This is a genomic window from Geodermatophilus pulveris (genome assembly GCF_900188375.1).
GTDB lineage: Bacteria > Actinomycetota > Actinomycetes > Mycobacteriales > Geodermatophilaceae > Geodermatophilus > Geodermatophilus pulveris.
The window spans coordinates 151,066-176,373 of record NZ_FZOO01000005.1 but is presented as its reverse complement, the minus strand read 5'-3'; the positions used below and the strand labels follow the sequence as shown (position 1 = coordinate 176,373).

The window sequence follows — 25,308 nt, the reverse complement described above, 5'->3', positions numbered from 1 at the left end:
GAACGTGCCTCAGCGGGCCCCACGCGTCATGACCACCACGGTAGTGGCAGCCTCCCCCAGCTCCGCGCCGACAGCCCGGACGTGCACGTCCCGCATCCCGGCCGCCTCGAGCTCCGGCACCATCGCGGGCAGCTCCTCCACCGCCCGGGCGCCGACGAGGGCGACCAGCTGGGCGCCGGGGCGCAGCAGGCCGCGGCACCAGGCGACCAGCCGGGGGAGCGCGGCCACGGCCCGTGCCGTGACGACGTCCACCGCCCCCACCGCCGCGCGCACCGGGCGCTCCTCCGCGCGGCCGCGCACGACCCGCCACGGGGCACCCAGCTCGGCGACGACCTCCTCGAGGAACTCCACCCGGCGGGCCATCGGCTCGACCAGGGTGAGCCGCAGGTCCGGCCGGGCCAGGGCCAGCGGGATGCCCGGCAGGCCGGCGCCGCTGCCGACGTCGACCACCCGCGCACCCCGCGGGACGGCCTCGGCGACCGCCGCGCTGTTGAGCACGTGCCGCTCCCACAGCCGGGGCACCTCCCGCGGGCCGATCAGCCCGCGGGTCACCCCGTCGGTGGCCAGCCGGGCCACGTACCGCTCCGCGTCGGCCAGGCCCGCGCCGAAGACCGCCCGCGCCACCGGTGGGGCCGGTGGGGCCGCCGGGGCGTCCGTGCCGGAGGGGGTGGGCTCGGTCACCGCTCCGGCAGCACCACGACGCGGCGGTTGGGCTCCTCGCCCTCGGACTCGCTGCGCACCCCCGCGACGCCGGCGATGACGTCGTGCACGACCTTGCGCTCGAAGGGGTTCATCGCCGACAGCCGCTCCGGCTGCCTGCTGCCGGCGACCCGGCGGGCGGTCTCCGCGGCCAGCGAGGCGAGGTCCGAGCGGCGCCGGGCGCGGAAACCGCTGATGTCGAGCATGAGCCGGCTGCGGACGCCGGTGGACTGCGCGACGGCCAGCCGGGTGAGCTCCTGCAGCGCCTCCAGCACCGCGCCGTCGGGGCCCACGAGGTCCTGCAGCTCCCCGCCGACGATGGCCACCGAGGCCCGGTCGCCCTCGACGTCGAGGTCGATGTCGCCGTCCACGTCGAGGATGTCCAGCAGCCGCTCCAGGTAGTCGCCGGCGACGTCGCCCTCGCGCACCAGCAGGTCGTCGGCGGCCGCGTCGTCGTCCCCGTCGCCGTCCCCGGTCACGTCCGCGGGCTCGACGGCCGCGTCCGCCCCGTCCTCGTCCGGGTCGGGCAGGTCCGGCTGCGCCGGGCCCCCGTCGCCGGTCGGCACCGGGCTCAGGACCGCGCCGGAGGTGGCCTCGCTGGTCGGGGCGGCCGGCTCGGTGGGGTGTTGCGGGGCGCTCATGACGTGTCCTCCAGTCGGTGCGGGCGTCCGGGTGCTCCCCGGGAGTCGGTGGCCGGCGCGGGCGCCGGGGGCGGGCGCCGCACGCGCCGGGTCAGCGGCGCTTGCGCTTGCCGCGGTTGGCCGGGCCGGGGCTGCCGCGCCCGGCCGTCCCACGCGCGCGCCCGTTGGCCGACCGGGCCGCGGGCGGATGGGCGTGGGCGCCGGCCGCGGTGGCACCGGTGGGCGTGGGGGTGTCCGCGGGCGGCGTGCCGTTGGTGGGCGTGCCGTTGGTGGGCGTGCCGTTGGTGGGCGTGCCGTTGCCGTCCGGGCCGACCGTCGCGTCACCGGTCGGCGCCGGCTCCACGGTGGAGGCCGGGGCGGCGGTCCGGCCGGTCCTCGGGCGCACCGGCTTGGCACCGGGCTTGGGCGCCAGCGTCTTCGGGTCGACGGCCGGCTTGTCGGCAGCAGCCTTGGCCTTCGCCGCGGGGGACCCGGGCGGCGGCATCTTGCGCAGGATGAAGAACTGCTGGCCCAGCGTCCACAGGTTGTTGGTGAACCAGTAGAGCAGCACGCCGATCGGGAAGAAGAAGCCGGAGACGAACAGGCTCATCGGCATCACGTACAGCAGCAGCTTCTGCACCATCGCGGCCTGCCCCTCGACGGGGCCGGAGCGCGACATGATCTGCCGCTGCGTCACGTAGGTGGTCAGGCTCATCACCAGGATGAGCAGGAAGCCGACCACCCGGATGTTGGTGTAGGAGGCCACGTCGAGGATCGCCGTCGCCTTGGGGCCGGTCATGAAGAACGACGAGGAGATCGGCGCGCCGAAGAACGGAGCGACGGCCGCCTCGCGGGTCAGCTCGGTCGACCAGCTGTAGAGGCCCTGCGCCTCCGGGGAGAGCCGGCGCAGCACGTGGAAGAGCGACAGGAAGATCGGGATCTGCGGCAGGATCGGCAGGCACCCGGCGAGCGGGTTGACGTTCCGCTCCTTCTGCAGCTTCTGCATGGCCACCGCGAAGCCCTGCCGGTCGCTGCCGTACTGGGTGCGCAGCCGCTGGATGTCCGGCTGCAGCTCCTGCATCGCCCGCTGGGACTTGACCTGCTTGACGAACAGCGGGAACAGGATCAGCCGGACGGTGACCACGAGGAACACGATCGACAGCGCCCAGGCCAGGCCGGACAGCCCGGTGCCGGCCTCGGGGTCGTCGAAGACGAGGCTCCACAGCGAGTGCCACTGGGCCATGACCCAGGAGATGGCGGTGTACAGCCAGTCAAGCAACGCCAGCCTCCTGCTGCGTGGCCCGGCGGTGCGCCGGGGGGACGGGTCGGTCGGGTCCGGGCGGGGGCGTGCGGACCGGTGGGACCAGGTCCAGGCCCCCAGGGTGCCAGGGTGCGCACTTGAGCAGTCGCCACAGGGCCAGCAGGCCGCCCCGCCATGCGCCGTGCACGGTGAGCGCCTCGACGGCGTAGGCGCTGCAGGTGGGCTGGAAGCGGCAGCGCGGCGGCAGGTTGGGGCTGACCGCCCGCTGGTAGAACCCGACGACGGCCAGCAGCACCCGCGCGACCGTGCCCCGCGCGGCGCCGTCCTGCGGACCGGCGGTCACGGGGTGCGGACCCGGAGCACGCGGTCCAGCCCGGCGGTCAGGTCCCGGCGCAGGTCCGCGGAGGTGGCGGCGGCCGCCTCCGGCCGGGCGCGGACCACCACGTCCGCGGTCGCCGGCAGGCGGTCCAGCTGCTCGAGGACGACGGCGCGCAGGCGGCGGGTGACGCGGTGGCGGACCACCGAGTTGCCCACGGCCCGGCCCACGACGAAGCCGGCCCGTGGACCCCCCGCCGCCCCGGCGTGGCGGGGGGTCAGGGCTACGGGCCGCTCGGGGAGGTAGTGGAGCACCATGGTCGGCCGTCCGGCCCGCCTCCCGGACCGGACGACCGCGGTGAACTCCGGACGCCGGCGCAGGCGGGCCTGCGCGGGCAACACCTCAGGCGGAGAGCTTCTCGCGACCCTTGCGCCGACGGCCGGCGATGATCGCCCGGCCCGCGCGGGTGCGCATCCGCAGCCGGAAGCCGTGGGTCTTGGACCGGCGACGGTTGTTCGGCTGGAACGTGCGCTTGCTCACGAGGTACTCCCACTACACGGCATCGAGGGGCGCGCCCACCGGCAGGCGGGCACACGCGACGGGGACGGGCGCACGGCGGGAGCCGGGTCCCCGTCCACAGGACTCCGCCCAGCATAGCCGAGGGGAGGGGGGTGCCGGGGGCCCGTGCGGACGCCGACTGTTCACGGTCCCGCAACTGCGGGCGGCCCCGTCGGTGCCACGCTGGAGGCCCCGGGCGACACGCCCACGGCACGCCGGGCCCCGCCGCCCTGCTCGTTGCCGGGCTGTGGACGGGGCTGTTAGCGTCGCCGTCGCTCCACACCGGACACCGACGTCCGGCGCGGGGGCCGCCCCGCCGGCGCCGGCCGACTCCCACGCTCTCCCGACGAGCGCGACGACTCGCCTCTGACCAGCGAGGATGCTCCCACGAGGACGGCACGCACGGGCCCGGTGGGCGTGCGTCGCCGGACCGTGCACAGCCTGTGGACACCGGTGTGGACACCGGGTGTCCGGATGTCCACAGCAGGGACCGGCCGGGGGACCACGGGGCCGGCGGTGGGCGGTCACGGCGGAGCGACGACACACGGAACCCGGGAGGACGAGGGCCATGGCCGATGCCACGGTGGACCTGGCGGCGGTCTGGGACCAGATCCGCGAGCGACTGGCCACGAGCCTGTCCCCGCAGCAGAACGCGATGCTCAACCTCACCCGGCCCGTCGGCGTCTTCGAGGACACCGCGGTGCTCGCCGCGCCCAACGAGTTCACCCAGACCGTGCTGGAGTCCCGGATGCGCCGGGTGCTGGCCGAGGCGCTGTCCGAGCACCTCGGGCGGGAGATCCGGGTCGCCGTGCAGGTGGAGGACAGCCCCGCCGCGCCGCCCGCCCCGCCGCGGCCGGAGGTCCCCACCCGCCGTCCCTGGTCGGTGGTCGAGGCCCAGCGGGCCGAGGAGGACCGGGAGACCCGCGACCGGGCCGACGACGGGCGCAGCGCGTTCGGCGTGCGCGCCGACGTGCGGCCGGCGTGGGAGGACGGCGCCGCCGACGCACCCGACCCCCGCCCCGCCGAGCGGGACGTCGAGGAGTGGGCGCCCACCGACTGGAGCCCGGCGGCCCGGCGGCCGGCCGGCCGCGGCACCCGTGCGGCCGAGCGCGACTGGGGCGGCACCGACCTCGACGAGGACGGCGTCGCCGTGCTGCCGTTCGACCTCGACGGCGGGGACGGCGCCGGGGGTCCCCAGGAGCCGCCCGGGCCCTCCCGCGGCCGCCGTGGCGGCTCCCGGGGCGGGGACGCCGTCCCCCTGTTCGGCGGCGACCGGCGGACGCCGGCCGGCGGCCAGGACCCGGGGCTCAACCCCAAGTACGTCTTCGACTCCTTCGTCATCGGCAACAGCAACCGCTTCGCCCACGCCGCGGCGGTCGCCGTGGCCGAGGCGCCGGCGCGGGCCTACAACCCGCTGTTCGTCTACGGCGACTCCGGGCTCGGCAAGACCCACCTGCTGCACGCCATCGGGCACTACGCGGCGCGGATGTTCCCCAACGTCCGGGTGCGCTACGTCAGCACCGAGGAGTTCACCAACGAGTTCATCAACCTGGTGCACTCCGGCCGCGCCGAGGAGTTCCGGCGCCGGTTCCGGGACATCGACTTCCTGCTCATCGACGACATCCAGTTCCTGGAGCGCGCCGAGCGGACGCAGGAGGAGTTCTTCCACACCTTCAACACGCTGCACAACGCCAGCAAGCAGATCGTCATCACCTCCGACCGGGCGCCGAAGAAACTGACGACGCTGGAGGACCGGCTGCGCACCCGCTTCGAGTGGGGGCTCATCACTGACGTCCAGGCGCCGGACCTGGAGACCCGCATCGCCATCCTGCGCAAGAAGGCCTACGGCGAGCGGCTGCAGGTGCCCGACCAGGTGCTGGAGTTCATCGCCAGCAAGGTGCAGACCAACATCCGCGAGCTCGAGGGCGCGCTGATCCGGGTGACGGCGTTCGCGTCGCTGAACCGCCAGCAGGTGGACCTGCCGCTGGCCGAGCTGGTGCTCAAGGACCTGATCAGCGACGAGCAGGGCCCGCAGATCACCGCGGCGATCATCATGGCCGCGACCGCGGAGTACTTCTCCGTGACGATGGAGGAGCTGCAGGGCGCCAACCGCAGCCGCACGCTGGTCAACGCCCGCCAGATCGCCATGTACCTGTGCCGGGAGCTCACCGAGCTGTCCCTGCCGCGGATCGGAGCCTCCTTCGGCGGCAAGGACCACACCACGGTCATGCACGCGGTCAAGAAGATCACCAACCTGATGAGCGAACGGCGGGCCACCTACACCCAGGTCACCGAGCTCACCGCGCGGATCAAGAGCCGCGCCCGCCAGTAGCCGGGTGACCGCCGGTCGAGGAGTCGACGAGTTGTCCCCAACGATGTGCACAGGCTGGGGAGATCGTCGCCCGCCTGCCCCCTCCGGCACCGTCGGCACCGGCCCGGCGCCGTCCTGACCTGCGCGGACACCGCACCGGGCCGCTCGCGGGGACGCCCGGCGCCCGCACCTGGGTACGGCCTGGGGACGGACCTGGGGGAACCGGGGGACAGGGGGTGGAGAGCCGGCGACCGGTGTGGGCAACCGTCGAGATGTCCACGTGTCGACACAGGGAGGCCCCTGTCCACCCACAGTCCGCCAACACGTCGACTCGTGCCCTGACCTGGGCGGACGACCCCGATCCCCAGCTTCCACACCTGTGATGACGAGGATGAGGGAGAGAGATCGGGTGTCTCGAACCACACTCTGGGTGGGGACGCTGCGCCAGGAGGGGCCCGATCGCAGGCCAGCGGTGCCCACCGCGTCGGCGGCACAGGGCACGATGAGCACCGCATCGGGCAGCGAGGACACGACGACGGCTGGGGTGGAGTGGGTCATGGAGTTCCGGGTGGCACGTGAGGTGCTCGCCGATGCCGTCGCGTGGACGGCGCGCAGCCTGCCGCCACGGCCGTCGGTGCCGGTCCTGGCCGGGATCCTGCTCGAGGTCGACGGCAACCAGCTGTCGGTCTCCGGCTTCGACTACGAGGTCTCCGCGCGTGCCGAGGTCGACGTGCAGGCCTCCGAGAGCGGCCGGGTGCTCGTGCCGGGCCGGCTGCTCGCCGAGATCACCCGCGCGCTGCCGCCGCACCCGGTCGTCCTGACCGCCGAGGGGCCGCGGCTGGCCATCTCCTGCGGCAACGCCCGCTTCAGCCTGCCGACGCTGCCGGTCGAGGACTACCCCTCCCTGCCGGCCATGCCGTCGTCGGCCGGCGTCGTCGACAGCGACGTGTTCGCCGAGGCCGTCGGGCAGGTGGCCGTGGCCGCCGGGCGCGACGACACCCTGCCGATGCTCACCGGCGTCCGGCTGGAGATCGAGGACGACCTGGTCACGCTGGCCGCGACCGACCGCTACCGGCTCGCCGTCCGCGAGTTCGCCTGGCGCCCGGACACCCCCGGCGTGACCGCGGCAGTGCTCGTCCCCGCCCGCACGCTGGCCGACGCCGCGAAGACGCTCACCAGTGGCCCGGAGATCACCCTGTCGCTGGCCTCCGGGGGCTCCGGCGAGGGCATCCTGGGCCTCTCGGGCAAGGACCGGCAGACCACCACGCGGCTGCTGGACGCCGAGTTCGTCAAGTACCGCGCGATCATGCCCAGCGAGTCGGCGAGCAACGCCACGCTGCCGGTGGGCACGTTCACCGACGCCGCCAAGCGCGTCGCGCTGGTCGCCGAGCGGGGCACGCCGCTGCGCTGCGAGTTCACCCCCGGCCAGGTCACCCTGCGCGCCGGCGGCACCGACGACGAGGGCCAGGCCGAGGAGCGCTGCGACGTCGAGTTCGACGGGGACCCGCTGACCATCGGCTTCAACCCGACGTTCCTGCTCGACGGGCTGGCCGCCGTGCACACCCCGCGAGCGCGGATGGACTTCACCAGCCCGCTCAAGCCCGCCGTGCTCTCCGGGGTGCCCGAGCCCGCCGCGGACGACGACCAGGCCCCCGCCCGCCCGGCCGAGCGCGCGGGCAGCTACCGCTACCTGATCATGCCGGTGCGGTTGCCGGGCTGAGCGCGGCCCCGGCTGCCGCCGGGCGGCGGCCGGGCCGGACCACCACGATGGGACCGAGGATCGCCGAGGAGAGGACAGCATCGTGCAGCTGGGGCTGATCGGGCTGGGCAAGATGGGCGGCAACATGGCCGAGCGGCTGCGCCGTGCCGGCCACGAGGTCGTCGGCTACGACCACAGCCCGGAGAAGCGGGACGTCGACAGCCTGCCGGCGCTGGTCGAGGCGCTCGAGGCCCCCCGGGTCGTGTGGGTGATGGTCCCCGCCGGTGAGCCCACCCGAGCCACCGTCAAGGAGCTCGCCCGGCTGCTGGAGGACGGTGACGTCATCGTCGACGGCGGCAACTCCAAGTACACCGACGACCAGATCCACGACGTGATGTGCCGCGAGGAGGGCGTCGGCTACATCGACGCCGGCGTCTCCGGCGGCGTCTGGGGCCTGGAGAACGGCTACGCGCTGATGGTCGGCGGGACCAAGGACGACGTCGCCAAGGTGCAGCCGGTGTTCGACGCCCTCAAGCCGCCCGCGCCCACCGACGAGTCCGGCCAGGACATGCCCGGCGCGGGCTTCGTGCACGCCGGCCCGGTGGGCGCCGGCCACTTCTCCAAGATGGTCCACAACGGGATCGAGTACGCGATGATGCAGGCCTACGGCGAGGGCTACGAGCTGCTGGCCGCCGTCGACCTGATCGAGGACGTCCCCGGCGTGGTGCGGTCCTGGACGCAGGGCACCGTCATCCGCTCCTGGCTGCTGGACCTGCTGGTCCGCGCCCTGGAGGAGGACCCGGCGCTGGAGCGGATCAGCGGTTACGCCGAGGACTCCGGGGAGGGCCGGTGGACCGTCGAGCAGGCCATCGAGAACGCCGTCCCCATGCCGGCCATCGCCGCCGCGCTGTTCGCCCGGTTCTCCTCCCGCCAGGAGGACTCGCCGACGATGAAGGCCGTCGCGGCGCTGCGGAACCAGTTCGGCGGGCACGCCGTGCAGGCCGTCCGCCAGCAGGAGGTCGAGCGCCCGGCATGATGGAGGACCCCCTTGCCCCCCACCACTCGCAGGCTCGTGGCGGGGCCCTGCAGGGGGGCCGTCCCAGCACACCACCGCGGGCGAGCTGAGGTGTACCTGCGCCACCTGCAGCTCGGCTCGTTCCGCAACTGGGACCGGGTGGACCTCGCCCTGCGTCCGGGGCCGACGGTCTTCGTCGGCCGCAACGGCGAGGGCAAGACCAACCTGGTCGAGGCGGTCGGCTACCTGGCCACGCTGGGCAGCCACCGGGTCGCCGGCGACGCCCCGCTGGTCCGGCAGGGCGCCGCCCAGGCGGTGGTCCGCGCCGCCCTGCGCCGGGAGGACCGCGAGCTCCTGGTGGAGATCGAGATCAACCCCGGGCGGGCCAACCGGGTGCGGGTGAACCGGGCGCCGCTGCCGCGGCCCCGCGAGCTGCTCGGGCTGGTGCGGTCGGTGCTGTTCGCCCCGGAGGACCTGGTGCTCGTCCGCGGCGACCCCGCCGAGCGGCGCCGGTTCCTCGACGACCTGCTGGTCAGCCGCACCCCGCGGCTGGCCGGCGTCCGCAGCGACTACGACCGGGTGCTCCGGCAGCGCAACGCGCTGCTCAAGACCGCGCGGCTGGCCCGCGCCGACGCGCTGGCCACCCTCGATGTCTGGGACGGCCACCTGGTCGACCTCGGCGGTCAGCTGCTGGCCGCCCGGCTGCGGCTGGTCGCCGACCTGGCACCGCACGTGGCGCGGGCCTACGCCGGGGTGGCCGGGGCCGACGCCGCCGTGGCCGCCCTGGGCTACGCCAGCACCGTGCCCGCCGCCGGGGACGGGACACCCCTCGCCGAGGGGACGCCGCTGCCGACGGCGGCGGAGCTGTCGGCCGCGCTGCGCGCCCGGGTGGCCGAGCGGCGCGGCGAGGAGGTCGACCGCGGGATGACGCTGGTCGGCCCGCACCGCGACGACCTGGTGGTGTCGCTGGGGTCGATGCCGGCCAAGGGGTTCGCCAGCCACGGCGAGTCCTGGTCGCTGGCCCTGGCGCTCAAGCTGGGCTGCTTCGCGCTGCTCCGGGCCGACGGCGACGAGCCGATCCTGGTGCTGGACGACGTCTTCGCCACCCTGGACGCCGAGCGGCGGGCGGCCCTCGCCGCGGTGGCCCGGTCGGCGGAGCAGACGCTGGTCACCGCCGCGGTGCTCGACGACGTCCCGGTGGAGCTGCGCGGCGCGGTGGTGCAGGTCGCCGGCGGGCAGGCGGTACCGCTGGACCCGGCGGCCGCCGAGGATGGGGCGGTGCGGGAGGAGGTCCCATGAGCGAGGAACGGCCGGCCCGGCCCAGCGACATCGCGCGCGCGGCGCTGGAGGCCGCCCGCGCGGCCTCGGCGGCCCGGCCCCGCCCGACCCGCCGCCGGATCGCCGGGCCGAAGCGGAGCTGGAGCGGCCCCCGGCCGGGGGACGACGACCCGCAGCCCCTGGGCCGGCTGGTCGACCACCTGGTGCAGGCCCAGGACTGGTCGGAGCACACGAAGGTCGGTGCGGTGTTCGGCCGGTGGTCGGCGCTGGTCGGCCCGGACATCGCCGCGCACTGCACTCCGCAGACCCTCACCGAGGGCGAGCTGCTGGTCGTCGCGGAGTCCACCGCCTGGGCCACCCAGCTGCGGCTGCTGGCCCCGACGATCCTCGCCCGGCTGCACGCCTCGGTCGGTGGGGACGTGGTGACGCGGTTGCGCGTTGTCGGACCGACGGCCCCGAGCTGGAAGAAGGGTCCCCGCTCGGTCCGCGGACGCGGACCTCGCGACACGTACGGATAGGAGCCGCCGCGCGGTGCGGGGCGGCTCCGGGAGGACGATGCAGGCATGAGCAGCCCGCGAGACCGCGACGGCTCCGATCGCGACGGCTCTGATCGCGACGGCTTCGAGCAGCGCCCCGACGAGGGCAGCGGCTGGCGCGAGCCCGGCCACCTCGGCGGCGGCGACCGCTCCGGCGCCGAGCCCGCCGCCCCACAGCCCCCGGCTCCGCAGCCCCCGGCCTCCGAGCCGCCCGCCTCGCAGCCGCCGCCCGCCGGGCCGGAGCAGGGCGGCGGCAGCACCGCCTGGCAGCCCCCGGGCTGGGAGCTGCCGCCGGCCGCCCCCGACCGCCCCGCGCAGCAGCCGCCGGCCGGGCCGCGGACCGCCGGCCCGCCGGCGGGGGGCGGCCTGTTCGGCCCGCGCCGGCCGCGCACCCCCGGCGAGGTGGAGCGGCTCTTCGCCTACCAGGGCGACCCGGTCGGCGCGCAGGCCTGGGCGGTGCAGCAGGGCTGGGACATCTCCGACGGCACCGGCCCGGAGGACGCCGCCCTGGCCGAGCTGGTGCGTACGGCCCCGGTCCGCGCCACCAGGGACCACCGGCCGGCCGGGGTGATGCGCGGCCGCTACGGCACCCTGGACCTGGTCGCCTTCGACGTGCTGTTCGCCTCCGGGCGGTACGCGGTGCCCGAGTACGCGGTCACCGCCGCCCCCGTGCTGGGTGCGCTGCCGCCGCTGCGGCTCTCGCCGGCCCGCTTCTGGCGGCACCGCACCGGCGGGCTGGTGCACGTGCCCAGCGGTGACCCCGCCTTCGACACCCGCTGGGTCCTGCTGGCCGCCGAGGACGGCCCGGCCGCCCGCGCGCTGGTCGGCTCGGATGCCGTCCGCGGCCTGCTGCTGGGCACCGACGACGGGGACGAGTTCTGGACGGCGCCCGGGCCCGGCGGGGGCGGGCTGGCGGGTGGCTGGATCGCGGCGATCCGGCCCGACGGGCACCGGCCGCAGCTCATCGAGCACCACGCCCGGCTGCTGACCGCCGTCGTCGGCGCCCTCGCCCCCGCGCTCTGAGCGCGCGCAGGTGAGCACCCCGGCGCAGGCCGCCCCGCAGGCCACGCTGCGCCAGCTGTGGCCCCTGGTCCGCCCGCACCGCCGCCCCCTGGCCGCGGCCGCCGCGCTGTCGCTGGTCGCCGCGGCCGGGGCGCTGGCCCAGCCGGCGCTGGTGGCCCGGGTCATCGACGTGGTCGGGTCCGGCGGGGACCTGCTGCCGCCGGTGGGGCTGCTGGTCGTCGTCCTGGTGGCGTCGGCGGCGCTGAACGCGGTGCAGCAGTACCTGCTGCAGCGCACCGCCGAGGGCGTCGTGCTCTCCACCCGGCGCACGCTGACCGACCGGCTGCTGCGGCTGCCGGTGGCCGAGTACGACCGGCGGCGCACCGGGGACCTCATGTCGCGGGTGGGCGCGGACACCACGCTGCTGCGCGCGACGGTCACCTCGGGGGTGGTGGAGGTCGCGGGCTCCGCGGTGGTGGCCGTGGGCGCGGTGGTCGCGATGGCCCTGGTGGACGGCTGGCTGCTGCTGGTCACCGTGGTCTCGGTCGGGGTCGGCCTGGCGGTGGTCGTGTCGGTGTCCCGCGGGGTGCGGCGGCTGTCGCAGCAGGCCCAGGAGGAGGTCGGCGCGATGACCGCCGCCGTCGAGCGGGCGCTGTCGGCGGTGCGCACCATCCGGGCCAGCGGCGCGACCGCGCGCGAGGTGGACGTCGTCGCGGCCAGCGCCGGCCGGGCGTACACGGCCGGCGTGCGGGTGGCCCGGCTGCAGGCGCTGGTGAGCCCGGCCGGCTCGATCGCCGTCCAGGGGGCCTTCCTCGCCGTCCTGGGCCTGGGCGGCTACCGGGTGGCCACCGGCTCGATCGCCGTCGCCGACCTGGTCGCGTTCATCCTGTACCTGTTCCTGCTGGTCATGCCGCTGGGCCAGGCCATCGGGGCGTGGACCCAGCTGCAGAGCGGTCTCGGGGCGCTGGCGCGGGTGCAGGAGGTGCTCGCCCTCGACCCGGAGGACGACGCGCGCCCGGAGCGGGGCGGTGCGCCGCTGCCCGTGCCGGCGCGCCCGCCGTCGCGGGCGGTGCCGCTCCTGGAGCTGGACGACGTGTCGTTCGGCTACCCCGACGGCACCGAGGTGCTGCGCGGGGTCTCCCTCGCCGTCCCGGCCGGCAGTCGGGTGGCCCTGGTGGGGCCCTCGGGGGCGGGCAAGTCGACGGTGCTGGCGCTGGTCGAGGGCTTCTACCCGCTGACCGGCGGGGCGGTGCGGTGGGCCGGCACCGACGTGCGCGACCTGCCGCGGGCCGGCCTGCGCGCCCGGCTGGGCTACGTCGAGCAGGAGGCGCCGGTGCTGGCCGGCTCGGTGCGCGACAACCTGCTGCTGGCCGCGCCGCAGGCCACCGACCCCGAGCTGTGGGCGGTGCTCGCCGACGTCGGGCTCACCGGGGTGGTGCAGCGCTCGGCCCGCGGTCTGGACGTGCCGGTGGGCGACGACGGCGTGCTGCTGTCCGGCGGGGAGCGCCAGCGGCTGGCCATCGCCCGGTCGCTGCTGGCCCGCCCCGCGCTGCTGCTGCTCGACGAGCCGACCGCCAGCCTCGACGCCCGCAACGAGGCCCTGCTGCGCGACACCCTGGCCGCGGCGTCGGCCGACCGGGCGCTGCTCGTGGTGGCCCACCGGCTGTCCACGGTGCTGGACAGCGACCGGATCGTGGTGCTGGACGCCGGGCAGGTGGTCGCCAGCGGCACCCACGAGGAGCTGGTGGAGACCAGCCCGCTCTACCGCGAGCTCGCCGCCGCCCAGCTGCTGGTCTGACGAGCGGGAGCCGCCCTGCGAGGCGGTGGCCCGGTGGCGGGCCCGGAGGGTCCCCGCCGGGTCGCCGGGATGGGCTCAGCGCAGCCGGGGCACGTCACCTGGCCGCGGTGTCGGCCGGTAGGCCGACAGATCACGCCGCCTGGGCGCGGTGCGAGCCCACCGAGGCCGCCGTCCCCTGTTCGGCCGCGCGGCAGATGTTGCGGACCATGCCGCCGAAGATCGGGCCGTGGAACGGCACCAGCACCCGCCAGTAGAGGTGGCCGAGCAGCCCGGAGGGCTTGAACGTCGCCTTCTGCCGCAGCAGGGGGCGCCCGTCCTCCTGTGGTTCCACGTGGAACTCCAGCCAGGCCAGCCCGGGCAGCCGCATCTCCGCGCGCAGCCGCAGCAGCCGGCCCTCGTCGAGCGCCTCGACCCGCCAGAAGTCCAGGGCCTCGCCGACGTAGAGGTCCGACGGCGAGCGCCGTCCCCGCCGCAGGCCCACGCCGCCGACGGCGCGGTCCAGCCAGCCGCGCACCTCCCAGGCCAGCGGGAAGGAGTACCAGCCGCTGTCCCCGCCGATGCCCTCGACCACCCGCCAGAGGTCCTCCGGGGAGGCGTCGGTCACCCGGGTCTTCTCGTCCAGGTAGAGGGTGCCGCCGGCCCAGTCCGGGTCGGTGGGCAGCGGGTCCGAGGGCGCGCCGGGCACGGACGCCGACGACCAGCGGGTGGCCACCGTCTGGTCCCGGACCCTCTGCACGGCCAGCCGCACCGCCTCGTCGAAGCCGAGCAGGCCCTCCGGCGGGTCGGGCACGTACCGGGCGATGTCGTGCTCGGAGCAGACCACGGTGTTGCGCAGCGACTCCACCAGCGGGCGGGCGATGGACGGCGGCACGGGGGTGATCACGCCGACCCAGTGGCTGGACAGCCCCGGGGTGAGCACCGGCACGGGCAGGATCCGCCGCCGGCCCAGCCCGGCGACCGCGGCGAAGCGCTGCATCATCTCCAGGTAGGTCATGACGTCGGGGCCGCCGATGTCGAAGGAGCGGTGCACGTCCGGCGGCAGGGTCGCGCAGCCGACGAGGTAGCGCAGCACGTCGCGGATGGCGATCGGCTGGATGCGGCTGTGCACCCAGCGGGGCGTGACCATGACCGGCAGCCGCTCGGTCAGGTAGCGCAGCATCTCGAAGGACGCCGACCCCGAGCCCAGCACCACCGCGGCCCGCAGCACGGCGGTGGGGACGCCGGAGCCCATGAGGATCTCGGCCACCTCGGCCCGGGAGCGCAGGTGCGGGGAGAGCTCCTCGCCCTCGGGCTGCAGCCCGCCGAGGTAGACCAGCCGCCGCACGCCGGCCTCCCGCGCCGCGCGGGCTATCACCCGCGCGGTGCGCCGGTCGGTCCCCTCGAACTCCGGGCCGGTGCCCAGGGCGTGGATCAGGTAGTAGACGACGTCGACACCCGCACAGGCCCCGGCGACCGCCTCGGGGTCGCCGGCGTCGGCCCGGGCGATCTCGACGTCCCCGGCCCACGGGTGGTCGCGCAGCCGCTCCGGCGAGCGGGTCATCACCCGCACGCGGTGGCCGGCGGCCAGCAGCTCGGGCACCAGCCGGCCACCGATGTAGCCGGTGGCCCCGGTGACGAGGCAGGTCAGGGGGGCGGCGGTGGTGCCGTGGGTCTCGGCCATGCCCCAGTGTCCGGCGTCATCGCCGCGCGCGCTCGGGTCGCGCCGCGGCGGTCCACCCGCCACGATCGGGACCCGGGCCAACGGCGGTCGCACGCACCGGTACCACCGATCAGGGGGTCCCCATGGCCGACACCACGGCAGCACCCGACCGCACCGCCGACGGCCAGCCGGCCCTCAAGCGGGTGATGGGCCCGGGTCTGCTGCTGCTGTTCATCGTCGGCGACGTCCTGGGCACCGGCATCTACGCGCTCACCGGCCAGGTCGCCGCCCAGGTGGGCGGCGTGGTCTGGCTGCCGTTCCTGGTCGCCTTCCTCGTCGCGCTGGTCACTGCGTTCAGCTACCTGGAGCTGGTCACCAAGTACCCGCAGGCCGCCGGCGCCGCGCTGTACGCGCACAAGGCCTTCGGCGTCCACTTCGTGACCTTCCTCGTCGCCTTCGCGGTGATGAGCTCCGGCATCACCTCGGCGTCCACCGCCGCCCGGGCGTTCAGCGCCAACTTCGCCAACGTCGTCGACCTGGACGTCGGCACGGGCATCGGCATCACGCTGATCGGGCTGGGCTTCATGACCCTGATCGCGCTGGTCAACCTGCGCGGCGTCGGCGAGAGCGTCAAGGCCAACGTGCTACTCACCTGCGTGGAGCTGACCGGCCTGCTGATCGTCATCGGCGTCGGCGTGTGGGCCCTCGGCGGCGGGGGCGGGGACTTCTCCCGGGTGACCGAGTTCGACACCGGCGAGCGCTCGGTCGTCGGCGGGGTCATCGCCGCGACCGGCCTGGCGTTCTTCGCGATGGTCGGCTTCGAGGACTCGGTCAACATGGCCGAGGAGTGCAAGGAGCCGCGGCGGATCTTCCCCAGGGTGCTGCTGGCCGGCCTGTGCCTCACCGGCCTGATCTACGTGCTGGTGTCGATCTCCGCGATCGCCCTGGTGCCGGCCGACCGGCTCAGCCAGGGCGACACGCCGCTGCTGCAGGTGGTGGAGGCCGGCGCCCCGGGCTTCCCGCTGGGTCTGTTCGGCGTCATCACGATGTTCGCCGTCGCCAACTCGGCGCTGATCAACATGCTCATGGCCAGCCGGCTGGTCTACGGCCTGAGCCGCGAGCGGGTGCTGCCGGGCTTCCTCGGCGTGGTGCACCACCGCCGCCGCACGCCGACCACGGCGATCCTGTTCACCACCGCCCTGGCCTTCGGCCTGATCACCTTCGTCGGGGCGGTGCCGGCCCTCGGCGGCACCACGGCGCTGCTGCTGCTCATCGTGTTCACCGTCGTCAACGTCGCCGTCCTGGTGCTGCGCCGCGACCCGGTGGACGCCGAGCACTTCCGCACCCCCACGGTGCTCCCCGTCGTCGGGGCGCTGGCCTGCGCCTACCTGGCCACGCCCTGGGCCGGACGGCCTGCCGAGCAGTACCGGATCGCCGGGGTCCTGCTGGGGATCGGCGTCGTCCTGTGGGGCGTGACGGTCCTGGCCACCCGGCGCAGCGGCAGCGGGACGCCCCGTCTCGACCCCGGCCACCTGACCGGCGGGGGGCCGACCGGCCCGCACAACTGAAGGCCCCCCTGCAGGGGCCCGCCACGAGCCCGCGGGTGGTGGGGGACAGGGGGGTCCTCACGGGCGTGTCGGCCCCGGGGGCAACACCTGGGGTGGCAGGCGTGCTGCGAGTGGCGCAGACACGGCGTGAGGGCCGGGACGGCCGCGTTCCTGTCGTGGCACCCGGTATCCTCGGAGGGAGAATCCGCCAGCATCCGGCTGAGAGCCGTTCTGCGCCCCTGTCCTCGTCGGGCGCCGTGGGCCGGGTGCGCGACAGGGAGGCCCCACGTGGTCGCGCGACCGAAGACCGACGCCCCGGCTGAGAACGCCTACTCGGGCAGCTCCATCACCGTCCTCGAGGGTCTCGAGGCGGTCCGCAAGCGCCCGGGCATGTACATCGGGTCGACCGGTGAGCGGGGCCTGCACCACATGGTGTGGGAGGTCGTCGACAACGCCGTCGACGAGGCGCTCGCCGGCTACTGCGACACCGTCCGGGTCAGCCTGCTCGCCGACGGCGGCGTGCGGGTGGAGGACAACGGCCGCGGCATCCCGGTCGACCTGCACCCGGTGGAGAAGCGGCCGACCGTCGAGGTCGTGATGACCATCCTGCACGCGGGCGGCAAGTTCGACGGCAAGAGCTACGGCGTCTCCGGCGGCCTGCACGGCGTCGGCGTCACCGTGGTCAACGCGCTGTCCACGGAGCTCGACGTCCGCATCTGGCGGGACGGCACCGAGTGGCACCAGCACTACGCCGAGGCCAAGCCCTCCCCGCTGGAGAAGATCGGGCCGACCAGGAAGCGCGGCACGCAGATCACCTTCTGGGCCGACCCGAACATCTTCGAGACCACGACCTACTCGTTCGACACGATCAGCCGCCGGCTGCAGGAGATGGCCTTCCTCAACGCCGGCCTGCGGATCGTCCTGCGCGACGAGCGTCCCGGGCACAGCAAGGCCGAGACCGGCATGGCCGAGGAGGCGTCCCTCGCCGAAGCGGCGCCGGCGGCGCACGCCGAGGAGCCGGCGTTCGAGCCCACCGAGGTGACCTACCTCTACGAGGGCGGTCTCAAGGACTACGTCGCCCACCTGAACCGGACCCGGACGGCCATCCACCGCTCGGTCATCGGCTTCTCCGCCGACGGCACCGGCAAGAACGACACGGCGATGTCCGTCGACGTCGCCATGCAGTGGTCGGAGGCCTACTCGGAGTCGGTGCACACCTTCGCCAACATCATCAACACCCACGAGGGCGGCACCCACGAGGAGGGCTTCCGCGCGGCGCTGACCTCGATCGTCAACCGCTACGCGGAGGACAAGAAGCTCTTCAAGAGCAAGGACGAGAAGCTCACCGGCGAGGACATCCGCGAGGGCCTGGCCGCGATCGTGTCGGTCAAGCTCGGCGACCCGCAGTTCGAGGGGCAGACCAAGACCAAGCTCGGCAACACCGAGGTCAAGGGCTTCGTGCAGCGGGTCTGCAACGAGCAGATCGGGCACTGGTTCGAGGCCAACCCGGCCGAGGCCAAGCAGATCATCACCAAGGCCAGCTCGGCCGCGCGGGCCCGCCGCGCCGCCCAGCAGGCCCGCCAGCTGGCGCGGAAGAACCCGCTGAACTCCACCGGGTTGCCCGGCAAGCTGGCCGACTGCCGCTCGACCGACCCGCGCAACTCCGAGGTCTACATCGTCGAGGGCGACTCCGCCGGCGGCTCGGCCAAGTCCGGCCGCGACTCGATGTTCCAGGCGATCCTGCCCATCCGCGGCAAGATCATCAACGTCGAGAAGGCGCGCATCGACCGGGTGCTCAAGAACACCGAGGTCCAGTCGATGATCACCGCCTTCGGCACCGGCATCCACGACGAGTTCGACCTGGCCAAGCTGCGCTACCACAAGATCGTGCTGATGGCCGACGCCGACGTCGACGGCCAGCACATCTGCACGCTGCTGCTCACCCTGCTGTTCCGCTTCATGCGGCCGCTGGTCGAGGCCGGGCACGTCTACCTGGCCCGCCCCCCGCTGTACAAGATCAAGTGGGGCGGCAAGTGGGGCGACCAGTACGCCTACTCCGACCGCGAGCGCGACGCGCTGCTCAAGGCGGGCAAGGAGGAGGGACGCCGCGTCCGCGAGGAGATGATCCAGCGGTACAAGGGGCTCGGCGAGATGAACGCCAGCGAGCTGTGGGAGACCACGATGAACCCCGAGACCCGGCTGCTCGGCCAGGTCACGCTCGAGGACGCCGCCACCGCCGACGAGCTGTTCAGCATCCTCATGGGCGAGGACGTCGAGGCCCGCCGCAGCTTCATCACCCGCAACGCCCGGGACGTCCGCTTCCTCGACGTCTGAGACAGGACCCCCTCGCCCCCCACGCCTCGCTCCGCTCGGCGCGGGCCCCTGCGAGGGGGCCATGCGCCGGACTCGCTTCCTCGCCTCAACACCGGAGAACTGAACCGTGACCGAGACACCCGCCCGCGACCGCGTCGAGTCGGTCGACCTCCAGCAGGAGATGCAGCGCAGCTACATCGACTACGCGATGAGCGTGATCGTCGGCCGCGCGCTGCCCGAGGTCCGCGACGGCCTCAAGCCGGTGCACCGCCGGGTGCTGTTCGCCATGTACGACCAGGGCTTCCGCCCCGACCGCGGCTACGTCAAGTGCGCCCGGCCGGTCGCCGAGGTGATGGGCAACTACCACCCCCACGGCGACTCGGCGATCTACGACGCCCTCGTCCGGCTGGCCCAGCCCTGGTCGATGCGCTACCCGCTGATCGACGGCCAGGGCAACTTCGGCTCCCCGGGCAACGACCCGGCGGCGGCCATGCGCTACACCGAGTGCCGGCTCACCCCGCTGGCCATGGAGATGCTGGCCGGCATCGACGAGGAGACCGTCGACTTCCAGGCCAACTACGACGGCCGGACCGAGGAACCGCTGGTCCTGCCCTCGCGCATCCCCAACCTGCTGGTCAACGGCTCGGCCGGCATCGCGGTCGGCATGGCCACCAACATGCCCCCGCACAACCTGCGCGAGGTCGCCGAGGCCGCCTACTGGGTCCTCGACCACCCGGACGCCGAGCCGGAGGAGGCGCTCGCCGCCTGCATGGAGCGGGTCAAGGGCCCCGACTTCCCCACGCACGGCCTCATCGTCGGCCGCGAGGGCATCGAGGACGCCTACCGCACCGGCCGGGGGTCGGTGCGCATGCGCGCCGTCGTCACCGTCGAGGAGGACACCCGCGGCCGGGTGCAGCTGGTCGTCACCGAGCTGCCCTACCAGGTCAACCCGGACAACCTGGCCGAGGCGATCGCCGACGCCGTCCGCGACGGCCGGCTGCAGGGCATCAGCGAGATCGCCGACGAGTCCAGCGACCGCGTCGGCCGCCGGCTGGTCATCACGCTGCGCCGGGACGCCGTGGCCAAGGTGGTGCTGAACAACCTCTACAAGCACACCCAGCTGCAGACGTCGTTCGGCTGCAACATGCTCTCCATCGTCGACGGCGTCCCGCGGACGCTGCGGCTCGACGAGCTGGTCCGCAAGTGGGTGCACCACCAGGTCGAGGTCATCGTCCGGCGCACCCGCTACCGGCTGCGCAAGGCCGAGGAGCGCGCGCACATCCTGCGCGGCTACGCCAAGGCCCTCGACCAGCTCGACGCCGTGATCGCCCTGATCCGCAGCAGCGAGTCCGCCGACGCCGCGCGCACCGGCCTGATGGAGCTCCTGGACGTCGACGAGATCCAGGCGACGGCGATCCTGGACCTGCAGCTGCGCCGGCTGGCGGCGCTGGAGCGGCAGCGGATCGTCGACGAGCTGGCCGAGATCGAGGCCCGGATCGCCGACCTGCAGGCCATCCTCGACTCCCCGGAGCGGCAGCGGCAGATCGTCCGCGACGAGCTGGCCGAGATCGTCGAGAAGTTCGGCGACGACCGGCGCACGAAGTTCGTGGCCAACGACGGCGACGTCTCCATGGAGGACCTCATCGCCGAGGAGGAGGTCGTCGTCACCATCACCCGCACCGGGTACGCCAAGCGCACCAAGAGCGACCTCTACCGGTCCCAGCGCCGCGGCGGCAAGGGCGTGATGGGCGCGACCCTGAAGCAGGACGACATCGTCGACCACTTCTTCGTGGGCTCCACCCACGACTGGATCCTGTTCTTCACCAACAAGGGCCGGGTCTACCGGGCCAAGGCCTACGAGCTGCCGGAGGCCGCGCGCACCGCCCGCGGCGCTCACGTGGCCAACATCCTGGCCTTCCAGCCCGACGAGAAGATCGCCCAGGTCATGCAGATCAAGGACTACGGGGTCGCCCCGTACCTGGTCCTGGCCACGGCGAACGGGCAGGTGAAGAAGACCCGGCTGACCGACTTCGACTCCCCGCGCAGCGGCGGCGTCATCGCCATCAACCTGCGCGAGGGCGACGAGCTGGTGGGCGCCGCCCTCATCGACGCCGACCAGGACCTGCTGCTGGTCACCCGCAAGGCGATGTCGATCCGGTTCAAGGCCGACGACGCCACGCTGCGGCCTATGGGCCGGGCCACCGAGGGCGTGCGCGGCATCGCGCTGGCCGGCGACGACTCGCTGCTGTCGATGATGGTGGTGACCGAGGGCGTCGACGTCCTCGTGGCCACCGAGCGCGGCTTCGCCAAGCGGACCGGCATCGAGAACTACCCGCCGCAGGGCCGCGGCGGCAAGGGCGTCCTCACCGCCGACCCCAAGGCGCGCAAGGGGAACCTGGTCGGGGCGCTGGCGGTGCAGCTCGGCGACGAGCTCTACGCCATCACCTCCGGCGGCGGCGTGATCCGCACCCCGGTCAACGGCGTCCGGCACAACAAGGACCGGGCCACCATGGGTGTCAAGCTCATGAACTTGCCCGAGGACGTGTCGATCGTGGCGATCGCGCGTACGACGGACAACGACGAGGCGTCCGCCTAGGCTGGGTCCGACGACGGTGGAGGCGGGGTGCCCGGTTCCCCCGGATCGGGGCACCCCGCCTCCGTCGTCCCGACCATGACGGGCGCCCAGGCGCCCCCGGCAGCGCGCCGGGACCCCCGGGTGCGAGGCAGCGGCGTGGGCCGCTGGGGAACGGGAGACTCGCATGAGCGACCGGACGCAGGGTTCGGTGCGCACCGGGTCCCGGACCGGGGACACCGCCCCGGCACAGGGGACGGCCACCGGCCAGCAGCCCGCGGCTGACGGCGTGCCGCCCGTGGGGGCCACCCAGTCCATCCCCGGCGCGCACACCGCCCGGACCCAGGCCGCGGCCGACGGCGGCGCCCCCGCCGCGGCCGACGGCGGCGCCCCCGCCGCGGCCGGCCCGGCGTCCGCGACGCAGCCCGCCGTCGCCCCGGTCACCGGCACGCAGCCGGCCGCCGGCCCCGCGAAGGCCGCGGCCGGGCAGAAGGCCGCGGCCGGGCAGAACGCCGCGGCCGGGCAGAACGCCGCGGCCGGGCAGAACGCCGCGGCCGGGCAGAACGCCGCGGCCGGGCAGAAGGCCGCCCGCGGTCCGCGCCGGGCCCGCCTGCAGCTGCGGCACATCGACACGTTCTCCGCGCTGAAGATCTCGCTGGTCCTGTCGATCGCGCTGTTCTTCATCTGGATGGTCGCCGTCGGCGTGCTCTACGGCGTGCTGTCCGGCCTCGGCGTCTTCGACACCCTCAACGACCTGTTCGGCCAGCTCGGCACCGCCTCCGGCGCCGACGGCCGCAGCGAGGTCATCACCCCGGGCATCGTCTTCGGCGGGGCCGCGGTCGTCGGCGCGATCAACATCGTGCTGCTCACCGCGCTGTGCACGGTCGCGGCGTTCATCTACAACATGTGCTCCGACCTGGTCGGCGGCCTGGAGGTCACCCTCTCCGAGCGGGACTGAGCCAGGACCCCCCGGCGGCCCCGGCCGGGCCGCCGGGTACGCTGGCCAAGGTCCACGGGCCTGTAGCTCAGGCGGTTAGAGCGCATCCCTGATAAGGATGAGGCCGGAGGTTCAAGTCCTCCCAGGCCCACCCGTGTCCCGGCGCCACCGGCCCGCACCCGCTCCGCGGGCCGGCTCCCGGCCCCTCCGCGAGGAGGGGACCCGCTTCGAGGAGGTACCGCGCGTGCTCAGGAAGCTGGTCCTCGCGGCCGCGGCGGCGAGCGCCCTCGCCGCCGTCCGCAGACGGTCGGCCGGCCGAACCGAGGCCGACCTCTGGGCCGAGGCCACCCGCGGCCCCCAGGCCGTCAGCAGGCCCACCACCCGCTGAGTCCCGGCGCGCCCACCCCGGGGACGTAGCTCAATTGGCAGAGCACCGCCTTTGCAAGGCGGGGGTTAGGGGTTCGATTCCCCTCGTCTCCACGCGCACGACCTGCGGATTGTCCGCGCCTCCGCGGACGACCGGCACGGCGCACCAGGACGTCCTCGGCGACGACCCGGCCCGGAGCCGGGCGCGGTCACCCGTCAGTCGGCTCGGCAGGGCGCCGTTGCCGGAGTCGCTCGCCGAGCCCGTCCCGCCCGTGGAGCAGCTGCACCCGGCTTCAGTCCGCGTGGGTGGGGGACCCGGAGTGCACCACGATGGCTGAGATCCGGTGGCCACCCGGGCCCTTGGTGATCAGGTAGGTGCAGGTGATCCGTGCGATCTCGCTCCCATCCGCCCGGAGGCGGGAGAACCGCCCCTCGTGGACGGCGCAGGACCCGTTCAGGACAGTGGTCTCGGCGGTGAGCCTGTCGCTGCGGTCGTAGTCCGCCGAGCGCAGGCTCCCGACCTGCTGCCGCGCGAACGCGAGCACCTGCGACTCGTCCTCGAGGGCTGGGCACCCCGTGTCAGTGCCGACCAACAGCGGTACGCCGTAGTACTCCAGCAGTCGCCGTACGTCCTCGACGTCACCGCGACCCACCGCGGCGAACTCCTCCAGGTAGGAGTCGAACCAGCGCTCGACCTCCAGCTCGTCCATGTCGACATCGTCCTGCACCGGGGCCGCCTCGGAGGCAGTCGCGCGCTGCTTCGTCGAGCGGTGGCCCGGGCGGCCTCGTCGGGGCCGCGGCCGCCCCGCGTCGGTTCGACGCTCCTCCGCCTTCTCGGCCAGGTGCGGCACTCCTTGCCCTGTGCGGGATGGTGGCCATGGCCGGGTGGGCGCACGTCACGCTGTCCGTGGGGGATCACGACCGCAGCGTCCGCTGGTACGGGGACGTCCTGGGCTTCCAGCCGCTGGCGACGGAGACGACCGACCGCTGGCGACGGACCCTCTGTGGTCACGCGGAGAGCGGGACCATCCTCGTGATCCACCGGCACCTGCCCGGCAGCGGTCAGGAGTTCGACGAGCGGAGGACCGGCCGCGACCACGTCGCCCTGGCCGTTCCGGATCCAGAGGCGCTGCTGACCTGGCAGCAGCGGCTGAGCGCTCCGGCGGTGCAGCACTCGCCGGTGGCGGACGCGCGCCTCCACGTGGTGGCAAGGTGCTGGACTTCCGTGACCCGGACGGGATCGCGCTCGAGCTGTTCTCCCGGCCGCCGCGACCGGGCTGATGCTCCCTGCAGCGGGCCACACGGGTGGTGGCAGATCTGCCGGGCGCGACACCTCCCGGGGCCCGGGACTGCTACCGGCCACGAGGTCGACGGGAGCGCCGGTCACGACGGGTGGTCGGAGCGGCTCACCGCGCCGGGACCTCCCCTCGATCGGTTCGGCAACGCGGGGCCGGGATCGATCCCGTCGTCGCCACCCCTCGGTCACGGTGCAGGCACGGCGTGGCGCGCTGAGCGCCCGCTCCGCACGCGCATGGGTACTGTCGCGCCTCGCTGTCCCGAGACCCTGGAGGGCCCGACGTGAGCACCCAGCAGCCGGCACCCGACGCGTCGACGCCGCCCCCGTCGTCGCCGTCCCCGCCGATGCCGCCCCCGTCACCGCCGCCGGTCTGGCGTCCGCTGCCGCCCCCGCGGCAGCCGAGCCCCTTCCGGCGCGGTTTCGGCCTGGGCCTGGGGGCGAGCCTGGGCGCCGGCCTGGCGCTGGGGACGGTCGGCCTGGGGCTGGTCGTGGTCATGGTGCTGGCCCTGGTCGGGCTCGCCTCCGGCGGCGGGGAGACCGCGACCAGCGGGCCGGTCACGGAGACCGTCTGGGGCGAGCCGACGGCCGGCGGGCGGCTGATCGCCGTCCCGGTCACCGGGGTCATCCTGGGCGGGCAGAGCGACGGCGCCACCTTCGGCACGGCGACCTACGGCTACGACGTCGCCGACACCATCGACTCCCTCACCGCCGAGGACGCCGACGGGCTGGTGCTGGAGCTCAACACCCCGGGCGGCACGATCTACGGCTCACGCGCCATCGCCGACGCCGTGGAGCGCTACCAGAAGCGCACCGGCAACCAGGTGATGGCCCACGTGCAGGGCCTGTCCGCCTCCGGTGGCATGTACGCGATGGCCGGGGCCGACCAGATCGTCGCCGACCACGGCAGCCTGGTCGGCAGCATCGGGGTCATCATGGGCCCGCTGCAGCGCTTCCGGGACGTCACCGGCATCCCCGGCTCGCTGCTGGAGCCGGGCGTGACCACCGAGGGCGGCATCACCGAGGAGTACTTCACCCGCGGCCGCGGCAAGGACTTCGGCAACCCCTACCGCGACATCACCGAGGAGGAGCGGGCGGTGCTCGGCGCGGGCCTGGACCGCGAGTACGCCGAGTTCGTCTCGTGGGTGTCCCAGGCGCGGGGCATCCCGGCGCAGACGATCGTCGACGAGCTGGGCGCCTTCGTCTTCGACGGCTACACCGCCGTCGACCGCGGCCTGGTCGACCGGGTCCTGGGCCGCGAGGAGGCCTACCGGTACGCCGCCGAGATGAACGGCGCCGACCCCGACGACACCCGCGTGGACCGGGTGGCCGGCCCCGGGTTCCTCGAGTCCTTCCTCGGCGCGACCTCCTCCGTGGGCGGCACCGGCGCGGCGGCGCTCGAACCCGGCCGCAGCACCGTGTGCAGCGGCCCCCCGCTGGTGCTGGCCTACCACGGGGAGCTCACGGCCGCCTGCACCGAGGGCTGAGCGGCCCCGGGTCCACGTCCGGGACACGGGCCAGGCGGTGCTGGTCCAGCGGGGACCCGA

22 protein-coding genes and 2 tRNA genes are annotated in these 25,308 nt (G+C 74.6%); 16 read left to right on the top strand and 8 right to left on the bottom strand.

What is annotated here, in order from left to right:
• Nucleotides 1–9: 9 nt before the first annotated feature.
• From rsmG to rpmH, 6 genes are all read right to left on the bottom strand, one after another.
• The gene (gene rsmG, locus CHB98_RS12285; protein WP_089305883.1) at nucleotides 10–681 is read right to left on the bottom strand and encodes a 16S rRNA (guanine(527)-N(7))-methyltransferase RsmG; all 672 of its coding nucleotides are present in this window, start codon (nucleotides 679–681) and stop codon (nucleotides 10–12) included.
• Complete coding sequence (locus tag CHB98_RS12280; RefSeq protein ID WP_089305882.1) at nucleotides 678–1,340, bottom strand: Jag family protein; 663 nt, start codon at nucleotides 1,338–1,340, stop codon at nucleotides 678–680. The genes rsmG and CHB98_RS12280 overlap by 4 nt, the downstream gene beginning before the upstream one ends.
• Before the next feature lie 91 nt (nucleotides 1,341–1,431).
• Nucleotides 1,432–2,598 carry a membrane protein insertase YidC gene (gene yidC, locus CHB98_RS12275; RefSeq protein ID WP_179224457.1) on the bottom strand — a complete coding sequence of 389 codons (1,167 nt, stop codon included), beginning with the start codon at nucleotides 2,596–2,598 and terminating at the stop codon, nucleotides 1,432–1,434.
• Nucleotides 2,591–2,923, bottom strand: coding sequence for a membrane protein insertion efficiency factor YidD (gene yidD / locus CHB98_RS12270; RefSeq protein WP_089305881.1), 333 nt, complete (start codon nucleotides 2,921–2,923; stop codon nucleotides 2,591–2,593). Before yidD ends, yidC begins: the two co-directional genes overlap by 8 nt.
• Nucleotides 2,920–3,297 carry a ribonuclease P protein component gene (gene rnpA, locus CHB98_RS12265; RefSeq protein ID WP_089305880.1) on the bottom strand — a complete coding sequence of 126 codons (378 nt, stop codon included), beginning with the start codon at nucleotides 3,295–3,297 and terminating at the stop codon, nucleotides 2,920–2,922. Before rnpA ends, yidD begins: the two co-directional genes overlap by 4 nt.
• Nucleotide 3,298: 1 nt before the next feature.
• On the bottom strand, nucleotides 3,299–3,436 hold the full coding sequence (gene rpmH / locus CHB98_RS12260; RefSeq protein WP_089305879.1) for a 50S ribosomal protein L34: 138 nt from the start codon (nucleotides 3,434–3,436) through the stop codon (nucleotides 3,299–3,301).
• A 586-nt stretch (nucleotides 3,437–4,022) separates the two neighbouring features.
• On the opposite strand from rpmH, the gene dnaA reads away from it, so the two are divergent.
• The 7 genes from dnaA to CHB98_RS12225 all read left to right on the top strand — a co-directional run bounded on the left by dnaA (nucleotide 4,023) and on the right by CHB98_RS12225 (nucleotide 13,093).
• Nucleotides 4,023–5,786: a chromosomal replication initiator protein DnaA gene (dnaA, locus tag CHB98_RS12255; RefSeq protein ID WP_089305878.1), complete on the top strand. Its 1,764-nt coding sequence runs from the start codon at nucleotides 4,023–4,025 to the stop codon at nucleotides 5,784–5,786.
• A gap of 481 nt (nucleotides 5,787–6,267) precedes the next feature.
• A complete protein-coding gene (dnaN, locus tag CHB98_RS12250) occupies nucleotides 6,268–7,485 on the top strand; it encodes a DNA polymerase III subunit beta (protein WP_245821110.1) in 1,218 nt (405 codons plus the stop codon).
• A gap of 82 nt (nucleotides 7,486–7,567) precedes the next feature.
• Complete coding sequence (gnd, locus tag CHB98_RS12245) at nucleotides 7,568–8,500, top strand: phosphogluconate dehydrogenase (NAD(+)-dependent, decarboxylating) (protein WP_089305877.1); 933 nt, start codon at nucleotides 7,568–7,570, stop codon at nucleotides 8,498–8,500.
• A 90-nt stretch (nucleotides 8,501–8,590) separates the two neighbouring features.
• Nucleotides 8,591–9,778, top strand: coding sequence for a DNA replication/repair protein RecF (gene recF, locus CHB98_RS12240; RefSeq protein WP_089305876.1), 1,188 nt, complete (start codon nucleotides 8,591–8,593; stop codon nucleotides 9,776–9,778).
• Nucleotides 9,775–10,275, top strand: a complete 501-nt coding sequence (locus tag CHB98_RS12235) for a DciA family protein (protein WP_089305875.1) — start codon at nucleotides 9,775–9,777, stop codon at nucleotides 10,273–10,275. The genes recF and CHB98_RS12235 overlap by 4 nt, the downstream gene beginning before the upstream one ends.
• 45 nt (nucleotides 10,276–10,320) lie before the next feature.
• On the top strand, nucleotides 10,321–11,316 hold the full coding sequence (locus tag CHB98_RS12230) for a hypothetical protein (RefSeq protein ID WP_089305874.1): 996 nt from the start codon (nucleotides 10,321–10,323) through the stop codon (nucleotides 11,314–11,316).
• Nucleotides 11,317–11,326: 10 nt separating this feature from the next.
• Nucleotides 11,327–13,093 carry an ABC transporter ATP-binding protein gene (locus CHB98_RS12225; protein ID WP_089305873.1) on the top strand — a complete coding sequence of 589 codons (1,767 nt, stop codon included), beginning with the start codon at nucleotides 11,327–11,329 and terminating at the stop codon, nucleotides 13,091–13,093.
• A 130-nt stretch (nucleotides 13,094–13,223) separates the two neighbouring features.
• Here CHB98_RS12225 and CHB98_RS12220 read toward each other — a convergent pair whose 3' ends face one another.
• Nucleotides 13,224–14,753, bottom strand: coding sequence for an SDR family oxidoreductase (locus CHB98_RS12220; protein WP_089305872.1), 1,530 nt, complete (start codon nucleotides 14,751–14,753; stop codon nucleotides 13,224–13,226).
• Nucleotides 14,754–14,875: 122 nt separating this feature from the next.
• Here CHB98_RS12220 and CHB98_RS12215 point away from each other — a divergent pair, with 122 nt between their 5' ends.
• The 7 genes from CHB98_RS12215 to CHB98_RS12185 all read left to right on the top strand — a co-directional run bounded on the left by CHB98_RS12215 (nucleotide 14,876) and on the right by CHB98_RS12185 (nucleotide 22,581).
• A complete protein-coding gene (locus CHB98_RS12215) occupies nucleotides 14,876–16,300 on the top strand; it encodes an APC family permease (RefSeq protein WP_089305871.1) in 1,425 nt (474 codons plus the stop codon).
• 267 nt (nucleotides 16,301–16,567) lie between these two features.
• Entirely contained in the window at nucleotides 16,568–18,613 is a 2,046-nt protein-coding gene (gyrB, locus tag CHB98_RS12210) for a DNA topoisomerase (ATP-hydrolyzing) subunit B (RefSeq protein WP_089305870.1), read from the top strand.
• A gap of 106 nt (nucleotides 18,614–18,719) precedes the next feature.
• Nucleotides 18,720–21,188 (top strand): DNA gyrase subunit A, encoded by a 2,469-nt coding sequence (gene gyrA, locus CHB98_RS12205; RefSeq protein ID WP_089305869.1) that lies wholly within the window; start codon nucleotides 18,720–18,722, stop codon nucleotides 21,186–21,188.
• 163 nt (nucleotides 21,189–21,351) lie between these two features.
• Nucleotides 21,352–22,122 (top strand): DUF3566 domain-containing protein, encoded by a 771-nt coding sequence (locus CHB98_RS12200; RefSeq protein ID WP_089305868.1) that lies wholly within the window; start codon nucleotides 21,352–21,354, stop codon nucleotides 22,120–22,122.
• Between the two features lie 56 nt (nucleotides 22,123–22,178).
• Nucleotides 22,179–22,252, top strand: a tRNA-Ile gene (locus CHB98_RS12195).
• 93 nt (nucleotides 22,253–22,345) lie between these two features.
• The gene (locus CHB98_RS21655) at nucleotides 22,346–22,489 is read left to right on the top strand and encodes a DLW-39 family protein (RefSeq protein ID WP_179224455.1); all 144 of its coding nucleotides are present in this window, start codon (nucleotides 22,346–22,348) and stop codon (nucleotides 22,487–22,489) included.
• Between the two features lie 19 nt (nucleotides 22,490–22,508).
• Nucleotides 22,509–22,581: transfer RNA gene (locus CHB98_RS12185), tRNA-Ala, on the top strand.
• A 179-nt stretch (nucleotides 22,582–22,760) separates the two neighbouring features.
• Here the strand turns inward: CHB98_RS12185 and CHB98_RS12180 are convergent.
• Nucleotides 22,761–23,177, bottom strand: coding sequence for a DUF6841 family protein (locus tag CHB98_RS12180; RefSeq protein ID WP_143425078.1), 417 nt, complete (start codon nucleotides 23,175–23,177; stop codon nucleotides 22,761–22,763).
• A gap of 158 nt (nucleotides 23,178–23,335) precedes the next feature.
• Here CHB98_RS12180 and CHB98_RS23050 point away from each other — a divergent pair, with 158 nt between their 5' ends.
• Both CHB98_RS23050 and CHB98_RS12170 read left to right on the top strand, forming a co-directional pair.
• Nucleotides 23,336–24,049: a VOC family protein gene (locus tag CHB98_RS23050; protein WP_089305865.1), complete on the top strand. Its 714-nt coding sequence runs from the start codon at nucleotides 23,336–23,338 to the stop codon at nucleotides 24,047–24,049.
• A complete protein-coding gene (locus CHB98_RS12170) occupies nucleotides 24,046–25,248 on the top strand; it encodes a S49 family peptidase (protein WP_089305864.1) in 1,203 nt (400 codons plus the stop codon). The genes CHB98_RS23050 and CHB98_RS12170 overlap by 4 nt, the downstream gene beginning before the upstream one ends.
• Nucleotides 25,249–25,308: the final 60 nt, after the last annotated feature.

What these genes read in the sequence shown, in the direction of transcription:
- CHB98_RS12235 (WP_089305875.1), top strand. Translation starts at nt 9,775, where the DNA reads ATGAGCGAGGAACGGCCGGCCCGGCCCAGCGACATCGCGCGCGCGGCG.
- CHB98_RS12230 (WP_089305874.1), top strand. Translation starts at nt 10,321, where the DNA reads ATGAGCAGCCCGCGAGACCGCGACGGCTCCGATCGCGACGGCTCTGAT.
- CHB98_RS12180 (WP_143425078.1), bottom strand. Translation starts at nt 23,177, where the DNA reads ATGGACGAGCTGGAGGTCGAGCGCTGGTTCGACTCCTACCTGGAGGAG.
- CHB98_RS12220 (WP_089305872.1), bottom strand. Translation starts at nt 14,753, where the DNA reads ATGGCCGAGACCCACGGCACCACCGCCGCCCCCCTGACCTGCCTCGTC.
- CHB98_RS12280 (WP_089305882.1), bottom strand. Translation starts at nt 1,340, where the DNA reads ATGAGCGCCCCGCAACACCCCACCGAGCCGGCCGCCCCGACCAGCGAG.
- CHB98_RS12200 (WP_089305868.1), top strand. Translation starts at nt 21,352, where the DNA reads ATGAGCGACCGGACGCAGGGTTCGGTGCGCACCGGGTCCCGGACCGGG.
- dnaN (WP_245821110.1), top strand. Translation starts at nt 6,268, where the DNA reads ATGAGCACCGCATCGGGCAGCGAGGACACGACGACGGCTGGGGTGGAG.
- CHB98_RS12215 (WP_089305871.1), top strand. Translation starts at nt 14,876, where the DNA reads ATGGCCGACACCACGGCAGCACCCGACCGCACCGCCGACGGCCAGCCG.
- dnaA (WP_089305878.1), top strand. Translation starts at nt 4,023, where the DNA reads ATGGCCGATGCCACGGTGGACCTGGCGGCGGTCTGGGACCAGATCCGC.
- CHB98_RS23050 (WP_089305865.1), top strand. Translation starts at nt 23,336, where the DNA reads ATGGTGGCCATGGCCGGGTGGGCGCACGTCACGCTGTCCGTGGGGGAT.